The following is a 15,538-nucleotide window of genomic DNA, read 5'->3' as shown; positions in this document are numbered from 1 at the left end:
GGTCAGGTCACGGCGACGCTGACGCCGGCGGAGAAGACCGCGCCGCGCAGTTCGACCCGGGTCGGCGGGTTCGGCCCGTCCATGGTGAACACGATCGGGAAGAGCATCCGCTCGCTCGGCGGCACCGGCTCGGCGAAGATGTCCCGCCCGCCGTTGACCGCCCTGGTGGCGCCGAGGTCCGTGGTCACCCAGTTGCCCGTCGCCGCGTACGCCCGCTGCGATTCGCCGTACCAGAGTTGAGGTTGTTTGCTGACGTTGCGGGCGCTGATGGTGGCCAGGCACCGGTGTCCGGACGGTCGGGGTCCGGCCGGTTGCTGGACCGAGTCCCCGCAGTTCACCCGGTAGATGGTGAACTCGAAGGTGGCGTCGCGCATGGTCGCGCCGATCGTGCCCGTACTGGTCCGGCCCACCCAGGCGCCGCTGGTCGGTTGTTTGCCCGTGTCGATCGCGCTCACCTTCGAGGTCGCCGCCCAGGTAGCCGCCGTCACCACCAGTCCGACGATCACCACCGCGATCCCGATCACCCCCCAGACCGGCGGCCCCGTACGCCGTTTGCTCCGCCCCGGTACGGCCGGCCGGGGCGGCGCCGTTGGTGACCCACCGGAGAGGAACGTGTTGGGGATGCCGTCGGGCATGCTCGGGATCGTGGCCGAGAGCTGCCGCACCTGATCCTGCTGCCGGCTCGATCCTGACTGGCTCGGGCTGGCCTGGCTCGGGCTGGCCTGGCTCGGGCTGGCCTGGCTCGGGCTGGCCTGGCTCGGGCTGGCCTGGGTGGGGCCGGGCTGGCTCGGGTTGGGTTGGGACGGGGATGGGGACGGTGCGTCGGTGGTGGCCGGTGGCAGGTCTACCGAGGCCCAACCGGTCGCCGGTCGTTCCTCGGGCGGGATGTTCCCGCCCCACGTCGGCCTCGGCGAAGGCCACGACTCGGCGCCGTCACCCGGCCGGATCCGGGCCACACCCCGGGCAAGCCCCCGGGCGAGTCCGGGCGGCGGGCGGTCCAACGTCGCCGGCCGGTCAAGGAACGGCGGCTCGCCCACACCCGCCGGTGCGCCCACACCCGCCGGTGTTCCGCGGCCGGGTGGCATTCCGCCCCCGGTGGGTGGCCCGACCCCGCTGGATGGCCCGCTGCCGGGTGGCGCCCCGCCGCCGGTCGGTGGCCCACCGAAGCCCCGTGAGGCTCCGCCGCCCGACCCGCCGCCCGACCCGCCGCCGGGCCCTCCGTCGCGGCCACGGTTGGCCCGCTGGCGGATCCGGCGGCGCCACCACCAGAGTCCCGCCACCAGGAGCAGCAGGAGCACCACCGCCGCGCCGAACAGGTACGCCGGGCGCTGCCAGATCGCCGTGTCGGCGTCCTCGGCCTTCTCCGCCTGGCCGGCCTGCCAGGTCGCGCTCGCGCAGTCGAACGGGATGTCGCCGGCCCCGGCGAAGGCGCAGGCGGGTGCGCTCATCGGGACGCCGGGCGGGGTCGGAGCCAGCGCGGTGTTCAGCGTGTGCATGCCGCCGGGCGGGAGTTGCAGGCGCCAGGAGACCTCCGTACCACCGGTCTGTCCGGCGGGCAGACTGGTCTGGCCGCCGTCGCTGACCACGGTCGGGGTGGTGCCCCGCGGCAACTCCTGGCGGACGGTGGTGTCGATGGTGCTGGTGGTGCCGTTGTGCACCAGGATCTGATAGGTGGGCGCGTGGTGGCCACCGCTCGCCATCACGACCGTGACCGCCGAAGGCGCTGCCCGTGCGGCCCCGCCGGGCAGGATGGTGGAGAGCAGACAGCCCGCGAGGACCGTACTGGCCAGGCGCCGTCGGGTCGATGCAGAAATCACAACGAGACCTCCTTTTCTGACGCTAAGCCGCCGTTCGGTCAATGGTGTTTGGAAGGGGCGAATCGCATCGTCCGGCCGAACGGCTGGAGTATGGTGCCGCGTCGCCGTACCCGTACCGACGGTGGTCACCGGCCGGATTGGCGCTGGTACGGCTAGATTGGCCAGGTGCGTATCGTTCGTTTTGCTCATGCCAAGGGAATGTCGTTCGGCGTCGTGGAGGGTGAGCCGGACGCCGGCCCCGGCGCCCTCACGGTCGCCGAGATCGAGGGTCACCCGTTCGGGGAGATCAAGCTCACCAACGCCCGCTGGGCGCTGGCCGACGTACGGCTCGTCTCGCCGATCCTGCCCAGCAAGGTGGTCGCGGTCGGGCGGAACTACGTCGAGCACGCGGCCGAGCACGGAGCCGAGGTGCCGACCGAGCCGCTGCTCTTCCTGAAGCCCTCCACCTCGGTGATCGGGCCACGGGACGCGATCCGACTGCCGACCCAGTCCAAGCAGGTCGAGCACGAGGCGGAGCTGGCCGTGGTGATCGGCGTGACCGGTGCCCGCCGGGTCGACCGGGCGACCGCCGCGAAGGCGATCTTCGGTTACACCGCCGCGAACGACGTCAGCGCGCGCGACCTGCAACGCGCGGACGGCCAGTGGACGCGGGCGAAGAGCTTCGACTCGTTCTGCCCGATCGGGCCGTGGATCGTGACCGACCTCGACGTCAGTGACCTGGAGATTCGCTGCGAGGTGGGTCGCAACCCCGACCAGATGGAGGTACGTCAGCTCGGCCGTACCAAGGACATGGTCTTCGACGTACCGACCCTGGTGTCCTACATCTCACACGTCATGACGCTGCTGCCCGGCGACGTGATCCTGACCGGCACCCCGGCGGGGGTTAGCCAGCTCACCGACGGGGATACCGTCACGGTGCGGATCGACGGGATCGGCGAGCTGTCGAATCCCGTGGTGGCGCTGGACTGAACGACCCGCCCAGTACGCCGAGCGGCCCGGCCAACGGCCGCTCATCCGCTGGTGGAGGCCGGATCCATAACCCGATTTGGCCTCTCCCAGTCGGTCCGGTAAAGTCTTTTCTCGGTGCCGGAAGGCACCGATGGGGTATGGGGTAATTGGCAGCCCAACTGATTCTGGTTCAGTTAGTCTAGGTTCGAGTCCTGGTACCCCAGCCACCGACGCCAGAGATGGCGCCGGTAGCTGGTCTCTGATAGAGTTCAGCGGTCCTCTTCGGAGGACAAAGTAAGACAGAAAGTCCTGGCCCCGTCGTCTAGCGGCCTAGGACGCCGCCCTCTCAAGGCGGTAGCGCGGGTTCGAATCCCGTCGGGGCTACAGGTTCGGAGCCCGTGTCACGCAAGTGGCGCGGGCTATTTTTATTATGCGATAGCGAGCGCGGTGCCGCCGGCACTTCGCTCGCTTTTTTCGTCGCCCGTTCCGCACCTGCGGCGATCCACCCCGCCCACGCCCGAGCTTCCACGCCGTCGCGCCCGCCGGAGCCGCCCCGCGCCCTCAACCTGTCGTCGTACCGCCCGTGCACGCCGAACACCTGCTCCGCCGAACACCTGCTCCGCCGAACACCTGCTCCGCCGAACACCTGCTCCGACGGAGATGACCACACTTGTAGAGAAAGAGTGGCTATCCGCGATGGGATAACCACTCTTTCTCTACAAGAGCGCGGATCTGGGGGAGGGGGAGGAGGGGGAGGAGGGGGGAGGGGGTGGGTTAGAGGCCGCTGAGGCGTTGGCCGGCGCGGACTACGGCCATGGCGTGGCGGTCACCGGGGCGGCGGCCCAGGCGTTCTATCGGCCCGGAGATGCTGACCGAGGCGATCACCCGGCCGGTCCGGTCGCGGATCGGGGCGGAGACGCTGGCCACACCGACCTCCCGCTCGGCAACGCTCTGCGCCCAGCCCCGGCGGCGTACCTCGGCGAGGGTGCGGCCGGTGAACTTGCACCGGGGCAGGAGCGGCATGACCGCCTCCGGAGGCTCCCAGGCGAGCAGGACCTGGGCGGCCGATCCGGCGGTCATCGGCAGCACCGCACCGATCGGTACGGTGTCGCGCAGCCCGCTGGCCCGCTCGGCGGCGGCCACGCAGATCCGCTCGTCCGCCCGGCGCAGGTAGAGCTGTGCGCTCTCCCCGGTGGCGTCGCGCAGCGCGGCGAGCAGTGGCTCGGCGGCGGTCAGCAGCACATCCGGTGCGGCGTTGGCCAGCTCACCCAGCCGGGGGCCCGGACGCCACCGCCCCTGGGTGTCGCGTACCAGCATTCGATGGATCTCCAGGGCCTGTGCCAACCGGTGCGCGGTGGCTCTCGGCAGCTTGGTGCGATCGACGAGTTCGGCCAGGCTGGCGCCGTCCACGCAGGCGGCCAGGATGACCACCGCCTTGTCGAGAACGCCGACACCGCTCATACTGTGTCCCACAAGCCGAAACATACCTCCCAGAATTTAGGATGTCCAGATGGTGGGAGTCACGCCAACACCGTCCTCGCCCAGGACCCTGGCCGAGAAGGTCTGGGACGCTCACGTGGTGCGATCCGCCGACGGCGAACCGGACCTGCTCTTCATCGACCTGCACCTGCTGCACGAGGTGACCAGCCCGCAGGCCTTCGACGGGCTGCGGATGGCCGGTCGCCGGGTCCGGCGTACCGACCTCACGCTCGCGACCGAGGACCACAACACCCCGACCGGGTACGCCGACCCCGCGTTCCGGGCCCGTCGCGGTGACCTGCTCACGATCGACGACCCGACCTCGCGTACGCAGATCGAGACGCTGCGCAACAACTGCGCCGAGTTCGGGGTCCGGCTGCACCCGCTCGGTGACGAGAACCAGGGCATCGTGCACGTGATCGGCCCCCAGCTCGGGCTGACCCAGCCGGGACTCACGATCGTCTGCGGCGACTCGCACACCGCCACCCACGGCGCGTTCGGCGCGCTGGCCTTCGGCATCGGCACCAGCGAGGTCGAGCACGTCCTGGCGACCCAGACGCTGCCGCAGATCCGGCCGAAGACGATGGCGGTCACGGTCACCGGTGAACTCGCCCCCGGCGTCACCGCCAAGGACCTGGTGCTGGCCCTGATCACCCAGGTCGGCACCGGCGGCGGGCGCGGCCACATCGTCGAGTACCGGGGCGAGGCGATCCGCAAGCTCTCCATGGAGGGCCGGATGACCATCGCGAACATGTCGATCGAGTGGGGCGCCAAGGCCGGCATGATCGCGCCGGACGAGACCACCTTCGCGTACCTCAAGGGTCGCCCGAACGCGCCGCAGGGCGCCGACTGGGACGCCGCGGAGGCGTACTGGCGCACGTTGCCGACCGACTCCGACGCGACCTTCGACACCGAGGTCTTCCTCGACGCGACCCGGATCACCCCGTTCGTCACCTGGGGCACCAACCCGGGGCAGGGTGCCGCGCTGAGCGCGATCGTGCCGGACCCGGAGGACTTCGTCACCGAGGCCGAGCAGACCGCCGCCCGCAAGGCGCTGGAATACATGGACCTGCGCCCCGGTACGCCGCTGCGCGAGGTCCCGGTCGACGTGGTCTTCGTCGGCTCCTGTACCAACGGCCGGCTGGAGGACCTCCGGGCGGCCGCCGACGTGCTGCGCGGGCACAGCGTCGCCGAGGGCGTACGGATGCTCGTCGTACCGGGTTCGGCGGCGGTACGCGAGGCGGCCGAGCAGGAGGGGCTGGACAAGGTCTTCATCGACGCGGGGGCCGAGTGGCGGTTCGCCGGGTGCTCCATGTGCCTGGGTATGAACCCGGACACGCTCAAGCCCGGGCAGCGTTCCGCCTCCACCTCCAACCGCAACTTCGAGGGCCGGCAGGGCCGTGGCGGGCGTACCCATCTGGTCTCCCCGCCGGTCGCCGCCGCCACCGCCGTGATCGGCCGGCTGGCCGCCCCGGCCGACCTGTGAAGGGCTGATACGACATGGAAAAGTTCACCGTGCACAGCGGCACCGCGGTCCCGTTGCGTCGCTCCAATGTGGATACAGATCAGATCATTCCGGCGGTGTATCTCAAGCGGGTCACCAGAACCGGCTTCGCCGACGGCCTCTTCAGTGCGTGGCGAGAGGACCCGGCATTCGTACTCAACGATTCCATTTATTCCGGTGCGTCGATCCTATTGGCCGGGCCGGAGTTCGGCACCGGGTCATCGCGCGAGCACGCCGTGTGGGCGCTGCGGGACTGGGGATTCCGCGTAGTGATCTCTCCTCGCTTCGGTGACATCTTCCGTGGCAACTCGCTCAAGGAAGGTCTCTTGCCGGTCGAGCTCGAATTGAAGGCCGTCGAGGAACTGTGGGACCTGGTCGAGGCCGACCCGACCACTCGCATCACCGTCGACCTGACCGCCCGGGAGGTTCGGGCAGGTGACTCCACCTGGTCGTTCCCGCTCGACGACTTCAGCCGCTGGCGGCTCATCGAGGGCTTGGATGACATAGGACTGACCCTCCGCCACGAGACCAACATCACCGAGTACGAGCGCCACCGGCTCCCCTTCCTGCCGGTCGTGGCATAGCCCACACCGCCCTCCCGGGAGCCGTTTTCGCCCCCGCCGGACTTACGGATTCGTTGCTGCCCTACGCCTTCCGGGCAGCTCCGAGCCGCCGGTGGGGGCGAATCCGTTGCGACACAATGGCTTTTTTCCCGCAGATGTTTGTGTCCCGGTGGCACAGGGCATACCGTGCGCGCAGAATGGCTCGCGTTGAGTCCAGTTGCACATACGGGAGGGAAGTCGTGAACAAGGCCGAGCTCATCGAGGCGCTCGCCGCTCGCCTGGGGGACCGGAAGACGGCGACGGCGGCGCTCGACGCGGTCCTCGCCGAGGTTCAGGGGGCGGTCGCCAAGGGGGAGAAAGTGGCGATCACCGGTTTCGGAGTCTTCGAAAAGCGTGTCCGGGGGGCGCGAACAGCGCGGAACCCTCGAACAGGCGAGTCGGTGAAGGTGAAGAAGACATCGGTCCCGGCCTTCCGGCCGGGCGCCGGGTTCAAGGACATGGTGTCCAGCGGCAAGGTGCCGAAGACCGCCGCCGCGGCGAAGAAGACCACGGCGACGGCGACGGCGACCAAGTCGACGGCGACCAAGTCGGCGGCCACCAAGGCAACCACGGCCACGAAGGCGGCGGCCACCAAGAAGGCGACCGCCACCAAGAAGGCCGCGGCACCCGCCAAGACCACCGCCACCAAGGCGGCGGCCAAGAAGACCGCACCGGCGACGAAGTCCGCCGGGGCCAAGAAGACCGCCGCGGCCAAGAAGACCACGGCGGCGAAGAGCACTTCCACCCGCGCCACAGCGGCGAAGAAGGCTCCCGCGAAGAAGGCCCCGGCCAAGAAGGCCGCCGCCCGACGCTGAAACACCGCACCACCTGGGCGCCCACCGGTTCCGCCGGTGGGCGCCTTCGTGTGCGCCACCGCAGAAGGACAGCGCCGGGGCGGGAAACGGGGCCGGGACAGGCGTGTCGGGGCGGGGCGCGCCGGCCGGGCCGGACAACGGGTACGAACACCGACCGCGTACGGGCGTTGACCCGTCGATGGGTTCGCCGGAGAATGGCCCGACCTCGTCCGCCCCCGCCCCCACGGGAGTCCCGGTGCGTCGTTCGGCTCCTGCGCTCATCGCCGCCGCCCTCGGCGTGCTGCTCCTCGTCGACATCCTGCGGGTCTGGCTGCCGTCGATCATCACCATCTTCGGGCAGGCCGCATCCACCCCGGCCGAGCTGATGGGCGCCTTCGCCCTGCTCTGGTTCGTGCTCCCGCTCGGTGCACCGGCGCTGTTCCGGCTCCTCGGCGCCGGTCGGGTCACCACGGTCGCGGCGGTCGTCCTGGTCGGGAGCCGACTCCTGCTGCCCGCCACCGAGGGCGGGCAGGCGCAGCTCTACCTGGCCAGCGCCGGCCTGCTCGCCGGACTGGTCTGGCTCGCCGGACTCGCCACCACCGCACCGGTTGCCGTACCGGGGGTGGTGGTGGGGTTGGCGGCGACGACCGTACTGCACACCGCACTCGGCACGTACGACCTGGTCTGGCGCGGGAACGTGGACTTCCTGGTGCTCGTACCGGTGGCGGGAGCGTTCCTCGTCGCGCAGTTCTCGGCGTGGGGCCCGTACCGGGCGGGGCCGGCACGGCCGTGGCTGCTCGTCGGCCCGGCCCTGCTGCTCTGGGGCATGCTCGCCGGTTCACCCGCGCTCGCCGCGACCGGCGCGTCCTACCTGGCCGGTGTCGCCGCGGGGTTCGACCGGGTGGCGGTCCCGCCGGCGGGGGAGCCGCTGCCGGTGACCGTCCTGGTCGCGGCGGCGGTCGGACTGTTCCTGGCCACCGGGCTCGGGCCGGTACGCCAACGCCTGCTCCGCTGGCTCTACCCGGTCGCGTTGCTGGCCGGGAGCGTCCTGTTCGCGCTCAACCTGCCGCTGGCGCTGCCGTTCGCGATGCTGCTCGCGGCCGCCGGGCTCGGCGGTTGCCTGGCCCTGGCGAACGCTTCCGCCGGTGCGTCCGTGGTGGACGACGGTACCGGTGGGACGGACGGGTCAACCGGGACTGCTGGGCCGTCGTCCCGGCCGGGTTACGCCGCGCTCGGCGGGACCCTCGTTTTCGTCGTCGGTGCGATCGGTTACTACGCGGCCTACGACATCGGTTACCCCAACGGGGCGTTCCCGGTCCTGGTCGCGCTCCTCGTGGCCGTGCTGGCGATCCGGGCTCCGGTCGCGACCGGGGCGGTGCGGGCGGGGGGCGTACTCGAAACGGATGACGGAGTGCGGGCTGAGGGCGTACCCGAAACGGCCGGCGGCGGGGTGCGGGCGCCGCTGCGGTCCTGGCGGCGGACGGCGGTGATTTCCGGTACGGCGCTCGCGGTGGTCGGCGGCCTGCTGGCCCCACCGGGCGCCGACGCCGCGCCGACGCCGGACGGCAACCGGGTGCGCCTGGTCGCCTACAACATCCGGATGGGCTTCGGGCTCGACGGGCGGTTCGACCTGGACGGGCTGACCGACGTGCTCGCCGGCCAGCGGCCCGACGTGGTCGTCCTGAGCGAGGTCGACCGGGCCTGGCTGCTCAACGGCGGACACGACACCCTCGCCCTGCTCGCCGGCCGCCTCGGCATGCGGTACACGTTCGCACCGGCCGCCGACCCGGTCTGGGGCGACGCCGTGCTGACCTCGCTGCCGGTCGACTCGGCCGGCACGGTCGTCCTGCCCCGGCTGGGTGCGGTCACCGGCGCCCAGGCGCTCGGCGTGGTGCTCCGGATCGGCGGCACCGAGCTGGTCGTCGTCTCCACCCACCTGCAACCGCCGCCCGACGACGGACCGGTGGCACAGGCCCGTGAAGCGGCCCGCTACGCCGTCGAGCTGGCCGCTGGGCGGCCGTTGGTGCTGGCCGGGGACCTGAACACCCAACCGGTGGAGCCGGCGTTCCAGGCCCTCCTGGACGCCGGACTGGTCGACGCGCTCGCCGCCGACCGGCCGCTGCCGACCAGCCCGGCCGACAACCCGGTGGAGCAGATCGACCACGTACTCGTGGCCGGCGGTCTCACCGCGACCGAGGTGACCGTCGTACCCGGCACCGCCTCCGACCACCTGGCCGTGGCCGTCACCCTCACCCTGCCCGGCTGACGAGCCCGGCCTGCCCGGCCGGGCGCCCCGCTACAGGCGGTCCGCGCCGAGCAGACGGTCGCCGGAGAAGGCGAGCAGCCAGCCCCCGCCCTTCGGGGTCCGGTAGTCGCCCGGTACGCCGGTCAGGTGCTCCAGCGCGCCCGGAATCACCTTGCCCTGGCTGCACGCCACCGTCGTACGCCCGTCCGCCGCCAACTCCGTCAGCCGGGCGGCCAGGGCCAACGCGCACTCGGCCACGTCCTGCCCCGGTTTCGGCTCGTCGAGATCGGAGTCGACCTCGATCGGCAGGTCGAACAGCTCGGCCAGCGGCTCGACCGTCTGTACGCACCGCCGGGCGGTCGCCGAGCGGAGCCGTACCGGACGGATCAGCGCCCCCAGCGACGCCACCGCACGGGCCTGGGCGATGCCCTCCTGATCCAGCGGGCGGGCGGTGTCCGGCCCGGACCAGGTGGCCCGGTTGCCCGCCTGGGCGTGCCGGAACACCGCCAGGACCGCGGTCACCGGTGCCAGGGCGGCGAAGTCGCGCAGGACCCAGATGTCGTGCGGGTACGTGACCAGGCCGATCGCGTCCTCCAGCGGAAGCCAACGGATGTCGTCGACCTCCGTACCCGGTTCGAACCCGCCCGTGCCGACCGCCCGCATCGACCAGTAGTCGACCCGCTTCGGCCGACCGTCACTGAAGTACCGGACGCTGCGCAGCCGGGCCTGCGGCACCGCCCGTACGTCGGACTCCTCGGCGACCTCTCGTACGGCGGCGGCCAGCGGGTGCTCGTCCCGGTCCAGCTTGCCCTTCGGCAACGACCAGTCGTCGTAGCGGGGGCGGTGCACCACACACACCTGCACCCCCTGCTCGGACGGGCGCCAGACGACACCGCCGGCCGCTCGGATCAGTGGGCTCACGGCAGCCAGTCCGTCCGGCTTCCCTTGGAGGTCCCCTGCCACGCCTGCGGGAACTCCGCCCGGATCCGGCGGATCGTGGTCCGCTCCCGCTCGGCCAGCCGTCCGGCGGTCACCGCGAGGGCATGGTCGGTCGGATCGTCCGCCGCCACCCCGAGCCAGGTCTCGGCGGCCACCGCCGCGTCCTGGTGCTCGCCGAGCAGCTCCTGCACCCGCGACAGCGACTTGGCCAGCTTGCGGGCCCCGCCGCCGAGGACCGGGGCGACCGCGTCGACCGCGTACCGGGCCTTCTTGCCGTTGATCCGTACCGCGTGCCACCGCTCGTCCGGGGCCAGCGGGTCGAGGTCGGCGGCGGCGTCGCTGTCCTTGCCGCCGTGGGCCAGCCGGCGCCACGGCTTGGCGACCAACTTCGGGAGTACGTCCACCGCCCGTCCCCGGGCCGCCCCGGTCAACTGCGGCTCGCGGGTGGCGGCGACCAGCGCCTCGACCAGGGCCGCGTACCGCTCCGAGCCGAGGGCCTCGTCGACCGAGGTCAGCGCCCGCTCGTGCCGCTGCTCCAACACCGCGTCGATCCGGTCCACCGCCGCCCGGTCCAGCCCGCTGAGCGGATCCGCGTCCGCGGTCACGTGCAGCCGGTCCCGGAGCACCTCCGCGTCGCGGGCCTCCCCGAGCACGTCGGCGAGCCACTTCAGCTCGTCACGCAGCGGGTTGACCCACTCGGGGCGCAGTAGCGACCGGAACGTACGCAGGTCGCTGCGCAGCCGCCGGCAGCCGACCCGCATCTGGTGTACGGCGGTGTCGTCGTCGCCTACCGGTTGGCGCAACCGGACCAGCGGGTCGTGCGCGAGCACCTTGCCGACACCACGCCGGATCGCGTTCGTCACCACGTCACCGGCGGTGGCCTTGCCGGGCAGTTCCGCCGGTGCGACCAGGTCCGCCGGACCGGCCGCCGCCTTCCCGAGGGCGCGTACGTGCTTGGGGGTGAAGCCGCCCGCGACCGCACCGGCGTCGCGCAGCACCGCCTCCACCCGGTCGAGCAGGTCCCCGTCGCCGCCCTTGCGTTCGACCTCGACCTCCCGGAACCGTTTGCGTACCCGGTCGCCGTCCAGCACCGACACCGCGTCGTCGGCGATCTCGGCCAGCACCCGGTCGGCGTCGTCACGCAGTTCGTACGCGTGCCGGACGCTGCGGACCACCGCGGCCGGCACCAACGGCACCCCCCGCGAGTACGCGGTGACGAGCGCGGTCAGCTCGGCGGGGGTCTCCCGGCGCTTGCCGGGGCGGGAGATCTCGTGCCGGGTCCCCGGCACGTCGGACGGGAGCTTGACCGTCCAGGGCAGCGGATCACCCTTGCGGTGGCGCAACGAGACACCGGCGCGGGCCAGCCGCAGATCGGTGGTGTCGAGGTAGGTGGCGGTGAGGGTCACCGGGGGCAGGGCGAGCACCCTTCCCCCGGGCGGCACCGTCGCGGACAGGTCCGGCAGCGTGAAGTTCTCGTCAACCTCGTACTTGCGTTCCTCCTCCAACATCCGCCAAGCCTATCCACGACGGTCCCCCCGGCGGACTTCTGCGCCGATCCGGCACCGTCACCGGGGTCCGCCCGCCTCGCCGTGCGCGGGGCGGCCCGGCCGCCGGGGCCACCCGGCCTCACTTGGCGGCGCGGTACCCGGCCCCTACTTGGCGGCGCGGGCCACCCGGCGCAGCATCGCGTCCTGGAAGTCGACTAGCGGCCGGTCCGGCTCACCGATCCGCCGGCTCCAGGTCCCGTCCGGGTGCAGCTCGAACGAGGCCACGTCGTCGCTCATCGCGGTGGTCAGGACCTGGTCCAGCTCGGCCCGTGCGACCGGGTCGGTGACCTGCACCAGCGCCTCCACCCGACGGTCGAGGTTGCGGTGCATCAGGTCCGCCGAGCCGATCCAGAACTCGGCCGAGCCGCCGTTGCCGACCGGCCGTCCACCGGCCGCCGCGTCGGCGGCGAGCGTTCCGCCGCCGTTGCCGAACCGGAACACCCGGGAGTGTTCGAGGAACCGGCCGAGGACCGACCGGACCCGGATGTTCTCCGACAGGCCGGGTACGCCGGGGCGGAGCGTGCACATCCCCCGGATCATCAGGTCCACGTGCACTCCGGCCCGCGAGGCGCGGTAGAGGGCGTCCACGATCTCCTCGTCGACCAGGGAGTTCACCTTGATCTGCACGAGACTCGGCACCCCGAGTGCGGCGTGCGCGATCTCCCGGTCGATCCGCTCGATCAGACCGCTGCGTACGCCCTCCGGGGCGACCAGGAGCCGGCGGAACCGGGTCTGCCGGCTGTAACCGGTCAGTACGTTGAACAGGTCGGTCAGGTCCGCGCCCACCTCCGGGTCGGCGGTGAGCATGCCGAAGTCCTCGTAGAGCCTGGCCGTCTTCGGGTGGTAGTTGCCGGTGCCGATGTGGCAGTAGCGGCGGATCTGGTTGCCCTCCTGGCGTACGACCAGGGCGGTCTTGCAGTGCGTCTTCAGGCCGACCAGGCCGTACACGACGTGGCAGCCGGCGCGTTCCAGCACCCGGGCCCAGCCGATGTTCGCCACCTCGTCGAACCGGGCCTTCACCTCGACCAGGACCACCACCTGCTTGCCGGCGGCGGCGGCGTCGATCAGGGCGTCCACGATCGGGGAGTCGCCGCTGGTCCGGTAGAGGGTCTGCTTGATGGCGAGCACGTTCGGGTCGGCGGCGGCCTGCTCGATGAACCGCTGCACGCTGGTCGCGAACGAGTGGTACGGGTGGTGGACCAGGATGTCGCCGTCGCGCAGGGTGGCGAAGACGCTGCGCGGCACCTCGCCCTCGACCAGTCGCGGGTGGGTGGCCGGCACGAACGGGCGTTCCTTGAGGTCGGGCCGGTCGCACTCGTTGTAGATCTGCCAGAGCGAGGAGAGGTCGAGCAGCCCCGGCACCCGCAGGACGTCCTGGTCGTCCATGTCGAGTTCCCGGACCAGCAGGTCGAGTACGTGGTCGGAGATGGACGAGGCGACCTCGAGGCGTACCGGAGGACCGAACCGGCGCCGGGCCAGCTCGCGTTCCAACGCCTGGAGCAGGTCCTCGTCCCGGTCCTCGTCGACCTCCACCTCGGCGTTGCGGGTGATCCGGAACAGGTGGCACTCGGCCACGGTCATCCCGGGGAAGAGCTGGTTGAGGTGGGCCGCGATCAGGTCTTCCAGCGGCAGGAAGCGCATCCCCGGGGTGTCCCGTTCGACCCGGACGAAACGCGGCACGTTGTTCGGCACCTTGACCCGGGCGAACAGCTCCGGCCCGCCGTCCGGGTCGCGTACGGCCACCGCCAGGTTCAGCGACCGGCTGGAGATGTACGGGAACGGGTGCGCCGGGTCGACCGCGAGCGGGGTGAGCACGGGGAAGATGTGTTCCCGGAAGTAGGTGCGCAGCCGTTCCCGCTCGGGTGTGGGCAGTTCCGCCCAGCGGATCAGGTGGATGTCGGCGGCGGCCAGCCGGGGCACCACGTCGTCGACGAAGCACCCGGCGTGCCGGGCGCCCAGGTCGGCGGTCTTCTCCGCGATCAGCTCCAGTTGCGTACGCAGCGGCAGCCGGTCGCCGCCGCGTACCGGCAACCCGGCCTGCAGCCGCCGCTTCAGGCCGGCGATCCGGACCATGTAGAACTCGTCCAGGTTGCTGGCGAAGATGGCCAGGAACTTGGCGCGTTCCAGCAGCGGGGTGGCCCGGTCCTCGGCCAGGGCCAGGACCCGGGCGTTGAAGTCCAGCCAGGAGAGTTCCCGGTTGAGGAACCGGTCCTCGGGCAGCGGCTCGGCCACGGCCGGCGGATCCTGGGCCGGCGGCGGGGTGCTCCCGGTGCCGGGCAGGGGACCGTTGTCGGAGTCCTTGCCGTTTTCGGCCGGTCGGACGAACCGCCCGTTCGCTCCCCGATGGGGCGTACCGGGCGGAACGAGCGGTTCGGAGTCCGGCAGCGCCGAACGCGGGGTGGTGGCCAGGGCGCGGCCGGGCGACTGGGGGCGGGGGTGGGCGGGCGGGGTGCTCACCGCTTCATCATTGCCCGAAGCGGGTGAACGCAAAATGAACTTGCCATCTTCGGATCACGGCAAGTCGGACAATGCGCACACGGGAGCCGCTACAACCCGGTCATCTCGCCCAAAAAGGGCTCAACCTTGCACCAATAATTCCGCTTAAATCCGCTGGGTTGATGATCACACCAGGCCGGGCAGAGTGATCCGGGTAACCTCGCCGGACGCGCCGTACTCGATCTTCAGCCGCTGCCCGAGACGGAGCAGTCGCAGCCCCGAGGCGTCGAACGCGGTGGCCGGGAAGGCGACCTCGGTGCCGTCGTCCAGCAGGAGCGTGCCGGACCGGGTCTGCGGGTCGTACGTCGCCACGGTGCCCTGCATGCCCAGCACCGTACACCGGGGCCGGCGGCGTCGGCTGCCGGCCGGGGAAGAGTGCCGCCGGCCGGGGAGGGATGGGCGGCGGGGGACCGCGCCGGTCAGGGGAGCAGGGCGGCGGTGTGCCGGCCGAGGCCGAGTGCCGCCGCCGCGAGCAGGTCCGCTCGGGTGTCGACGTCACGGCGCAGGGTCGGCCCGGCCCCGGTCAGGGCGAGCGCCCCGGAGGCAGTGTGCGCCGCCGCCGACGGCCCACCGAAGCGCGGATCCAGCGGTACGCCCGCCGGCGCCACCAGCAGCACCGTACCGGTGCCCGGGGTGTCCGGGGCGAACCGGCGCAGTCGCGGCGGACCGGCCCCCACGGCGGCCAGCGCGGCGGTCAGTTCGGCCGTACGCAGGGCCGGCAGGTCGGCGGTGAGTGCCGCCACCCCCGCGCCGTCGACCAGGGCGGCGCCGAGGGTGAAGGCGCCGTTCAGCCCGCCGGTCGGCGGATCCGGGGTGATCCGGGCGCCGAGCGCGCCCAACGCCCGACCGGCCGCTATGTCGTCGGTCACGACCAGCACCCCGGCGACCGCCGGGCTCGCCAGCGCGGCGCTGACCGTGTCCAGCGCCAGGGCCAGGGCCAGCGGCTCGTGCGGAACCCCCGGCAGCGCGCCACGCAGCCGACTCTTTGCCGCGCTGAGCCGCTTGACCGGCACCACCACAGTCCAGGTCGGTTCGGTCACACGATCATCCTGCCAGCCGCGGGGACCGGCCCCTCGCTGGCCGTACCAGGGGCGAGCAGGCATGATTTCGCTGCGGGCCGGGGTGGTTGGGCGGCGCCGGGGCGACCGGTGCTCCCCGGGCCCGGGG

The 15,538-nt window shown here is 72.0% G+C and carries 12 protein-coding genes and 2 tRNA genes; 7 read left to right on the top strand and 7 right to left on the bottom strand.

Annotated elements, in window-relative coordinates:
- Window positions 1-2: 2 nt before the first annotated feature.
- Window positions 3-1,817, bottom strand: coding sequence for a hypothetical protein (locus OIE47_RS05935; protein ID WP_326560481.1), 1,815 nt, complete (start codon window positions 1,815-1,817; stop codon window positions 3-5).
- Window positions 1,818-1,982: 165 nt separating this feature from the next.
- Between OIE47_RS05935 and OIE47_RS05930 the strand changes: the two genes are divergently transcribed.
- The 3 genes from OIE47_RS05930 to OIE47_RS05920 all read left to right on the top strand — a co-directional run bounded on the left by OIE47_RS05930 (window position 1,983) and on the right by OIE47_RS05920 (window position 3,149).
- Entirely contained in the window at window positions 1,983-2,786 is an 804-nt protein-coding gene (locus OIE47_RS05930) for a fumarylacetoacetate hydrolase family protein (protein ID WP_326560480.1), read from the top strand.
- A gap of 131 nt (window positions 2,787-2,917) precedes the next feature.
- Window positions 2,918-2,992, top strand: a tRNA-Gln gene (locus tag OIE47_RS05925).
- An 84-nt stretch (window positions 2,993-3,076) separates the two neighbouring features.
- Window positions 3,077-3,149: transfer RNA gene (locus OIE47_RS05920), tRNA-Glu, on the top strand.
- Window positions 3,150-3,539: 390 nt separating this feature from the next.
- On the opposite strand, the gene OIE47_RS05915 is transcribed toward OIE47_RS05920, so the two are convergent.
- Entirely contained in the window at window positions 3,540-4,226 is a 687-nt protein-coding gene (locus tag OIE47_RS05915; protein ID WP_326560479.1) for an IclR family transcriptional regulator, read from the bottom strand.
- Window positions 4,227-4,275: 49 nt separating this feature from the next.
- Between OIE47_RS05915 and leuC the strand changes: the two genes are divergently transcribed.
- The 4 genes from leuC to OIE47_RS05895 all read left to right on the top strand — a co-directional run bounded on the left by leuC (window position 4,276) and on the right by OIE47_RS05895 (window position 9,410).
- Window positions 4,276-5,730, top strand: coding sequence for a 3-isopropylmalate dehydratase large subunit (leuC, locus tag OIE47_RS05910; protein WP_326560478.1), 1,455 nt, complete (start codon window positions 4,276-4,278; stop codon window positions 5,728-5,730).
- A 14-nt stretch (window positions 5,731-5,744) separates the two neighbouring features.
- Window positions 5,745-6,332 carry a 3-isopropylmalate dehydratase small subunit gene (leuD, locus tag OIE47_RS05905; RefSeq protein WP_326560477.1) on the top strand — a complete coding sequence of 196 codons (588 nt, stop codon included), beginning with the start codon at window positions 5,745-5,747 and terminating at the stop codon, window positions 6,330-6,332.
- 218 nt (window positions 6,333-6,550) lie between these two features.
- Window positions 6,551-7,165 (top strand): HU family DNA-binding protein, encoded by a 615-nt coding sequence (locus tag OIE47_RS05900; RefSeq protein ID WP_326560476.1) that lies wholly within the window; start codon window positions 6,551-6,553, stop codon window positions 7,163-7,165.
- A 235-nt stretch (window positions 7,166-7,400) separates the two neighbouring features.
- Window positions 7,401-9,410, top strand: coding sequence for an endonuclease/exonuclease/phosphatase family protein (locus tag OIE47_RS05895; RefSeq protein WP_326560475.1), 2,010 nt, complete (start codon window positions 7,401-7,403; stop codon window positions 9,408-9,410).
- Between the two features lie 30 nt (window positions 9,411-9,440).
- On the opposite strand, the gene OIE47_RS05890 is transcribed toward OIE47_RS05895, so the two are convergent.
- From OIE47_RS05890 to cofC, 5 genes are all read right to left on the bottom strand, one after another.
- Entirely contained in the window at window positions 9,441-10,310 is an 870-nt protein-coding gene (locus OIE47_RS05890) for an NUDIX hydrolase (protein ID WP_326560474.1), read from the bottom strand.
- The gene (locus OIE47_RS05885) at window positions 10,307-11,836 is read right to left on the bottom strand and encodes a CYTH and CHAD domain-containing protein (RefSeq protein ID WP_326560473.1); all 1,530 of its coding nucleotides are present in this window, start codon (window positions 11,834-11,836) and stop codon (window positions 10,307-10,309) included. Before OIE47_RS05885 ends, OIE47_RS05890 begins: the two co-directional genes overlap by 4 nt.
- 144 nt (window positions 11,837-11,980) lie before the next feature.
- A complete protein-coding gene (locus OIE47_RS05880) occupies window positions 11,981-14,332 on the bottom strand; it encodes an RNA degradosome polyphosphate kinase (protein WP_442792057.1) in 2,352 nt (783 codons plus the stop codon).
- Window positions 14,333-14,497: 165 nt separating this feature from the next.
- Window positions 14,498-14,695 (bottom strand): cold-shock protein, encoded by a 198-nt coding sequence (locus OIE47_RS05875; protein WP_326560472.1) that lies wholly within the window; start codon window positions 14,693-14,695, stop codon window positions 14,498-14,500.
- 95 nt (window positions 14,696-14,790) lie between these two features.
- On the bottom strand, window positions 14,791-15,411 hold the full coding sequence (gene cofC, locus OIE47_RS05870; protein WP_326560471.1) for a 2-phospho-L-lactate guanylyltransferase: 621 nt from the start codon (window positions 15,409-15,411) through the stop codon (window positions 14,791-14,793).
- Between the last annotated feature and the right edge of the window lie 127 nt (window positions 15,412-15,538).

It is taken from the genome of Micromonospora sp. NBC_01796 (assembly GCF_035917455.1).
In the GTDB taxonomy this organism is placed as follows: domain Bacteria; phylum Actinomycetota; class Actinomycetes; order Mycobacteriales; family Micromonosporaceae; genus Micromonospora_G.
The sequence above is the reverse complement of the archived record's forward strand: the minus strand, read 5'-3'. Positions and strand labels throughout refer to the sequence as shown.

What these genes read in the sequence shown, in the direction of transcription:
- OIE47_RS05915 (WP_326560479.1), bottom strand. Translation starts at nt 4,226, where the DNA reads ATGAGCGGTGTCGGCGTTCTCGACAAGGCGGTGGTCATCCTGGCCGCC.
- leuC (WP_326560478.1), top strand. Translation starts at nt 4,276, where the DNA reads ATGGTGGGAGTCACGCCAACACCGTCCTCGCCCAGGACCCTGGCCGAG.
- leuD (WP_326560477.1), top strand. Translation starts at nt 5,745, where the DNA reads ATGGAAAAGTTCACCGTGCACAGCGGCACCGCGGTCCCGTTGCGTCGC.
- OIE47_RS05885 (WP_326560473.1), bottom strand. Translation starts at nt 11,836, where the DNA reads ATGTTGGAGGAGGAACGCAAGTACGAGGTTGACGAGAACTTCACGCTG.
- OIE47_RS05875 (WP_326560472.1), bottom strand. Translation starts at nt 14,695, where the DNA reads ATGCAGGGCACCGTGGCGACGTACGACCCGCAGACCCGGTCCGGCACG.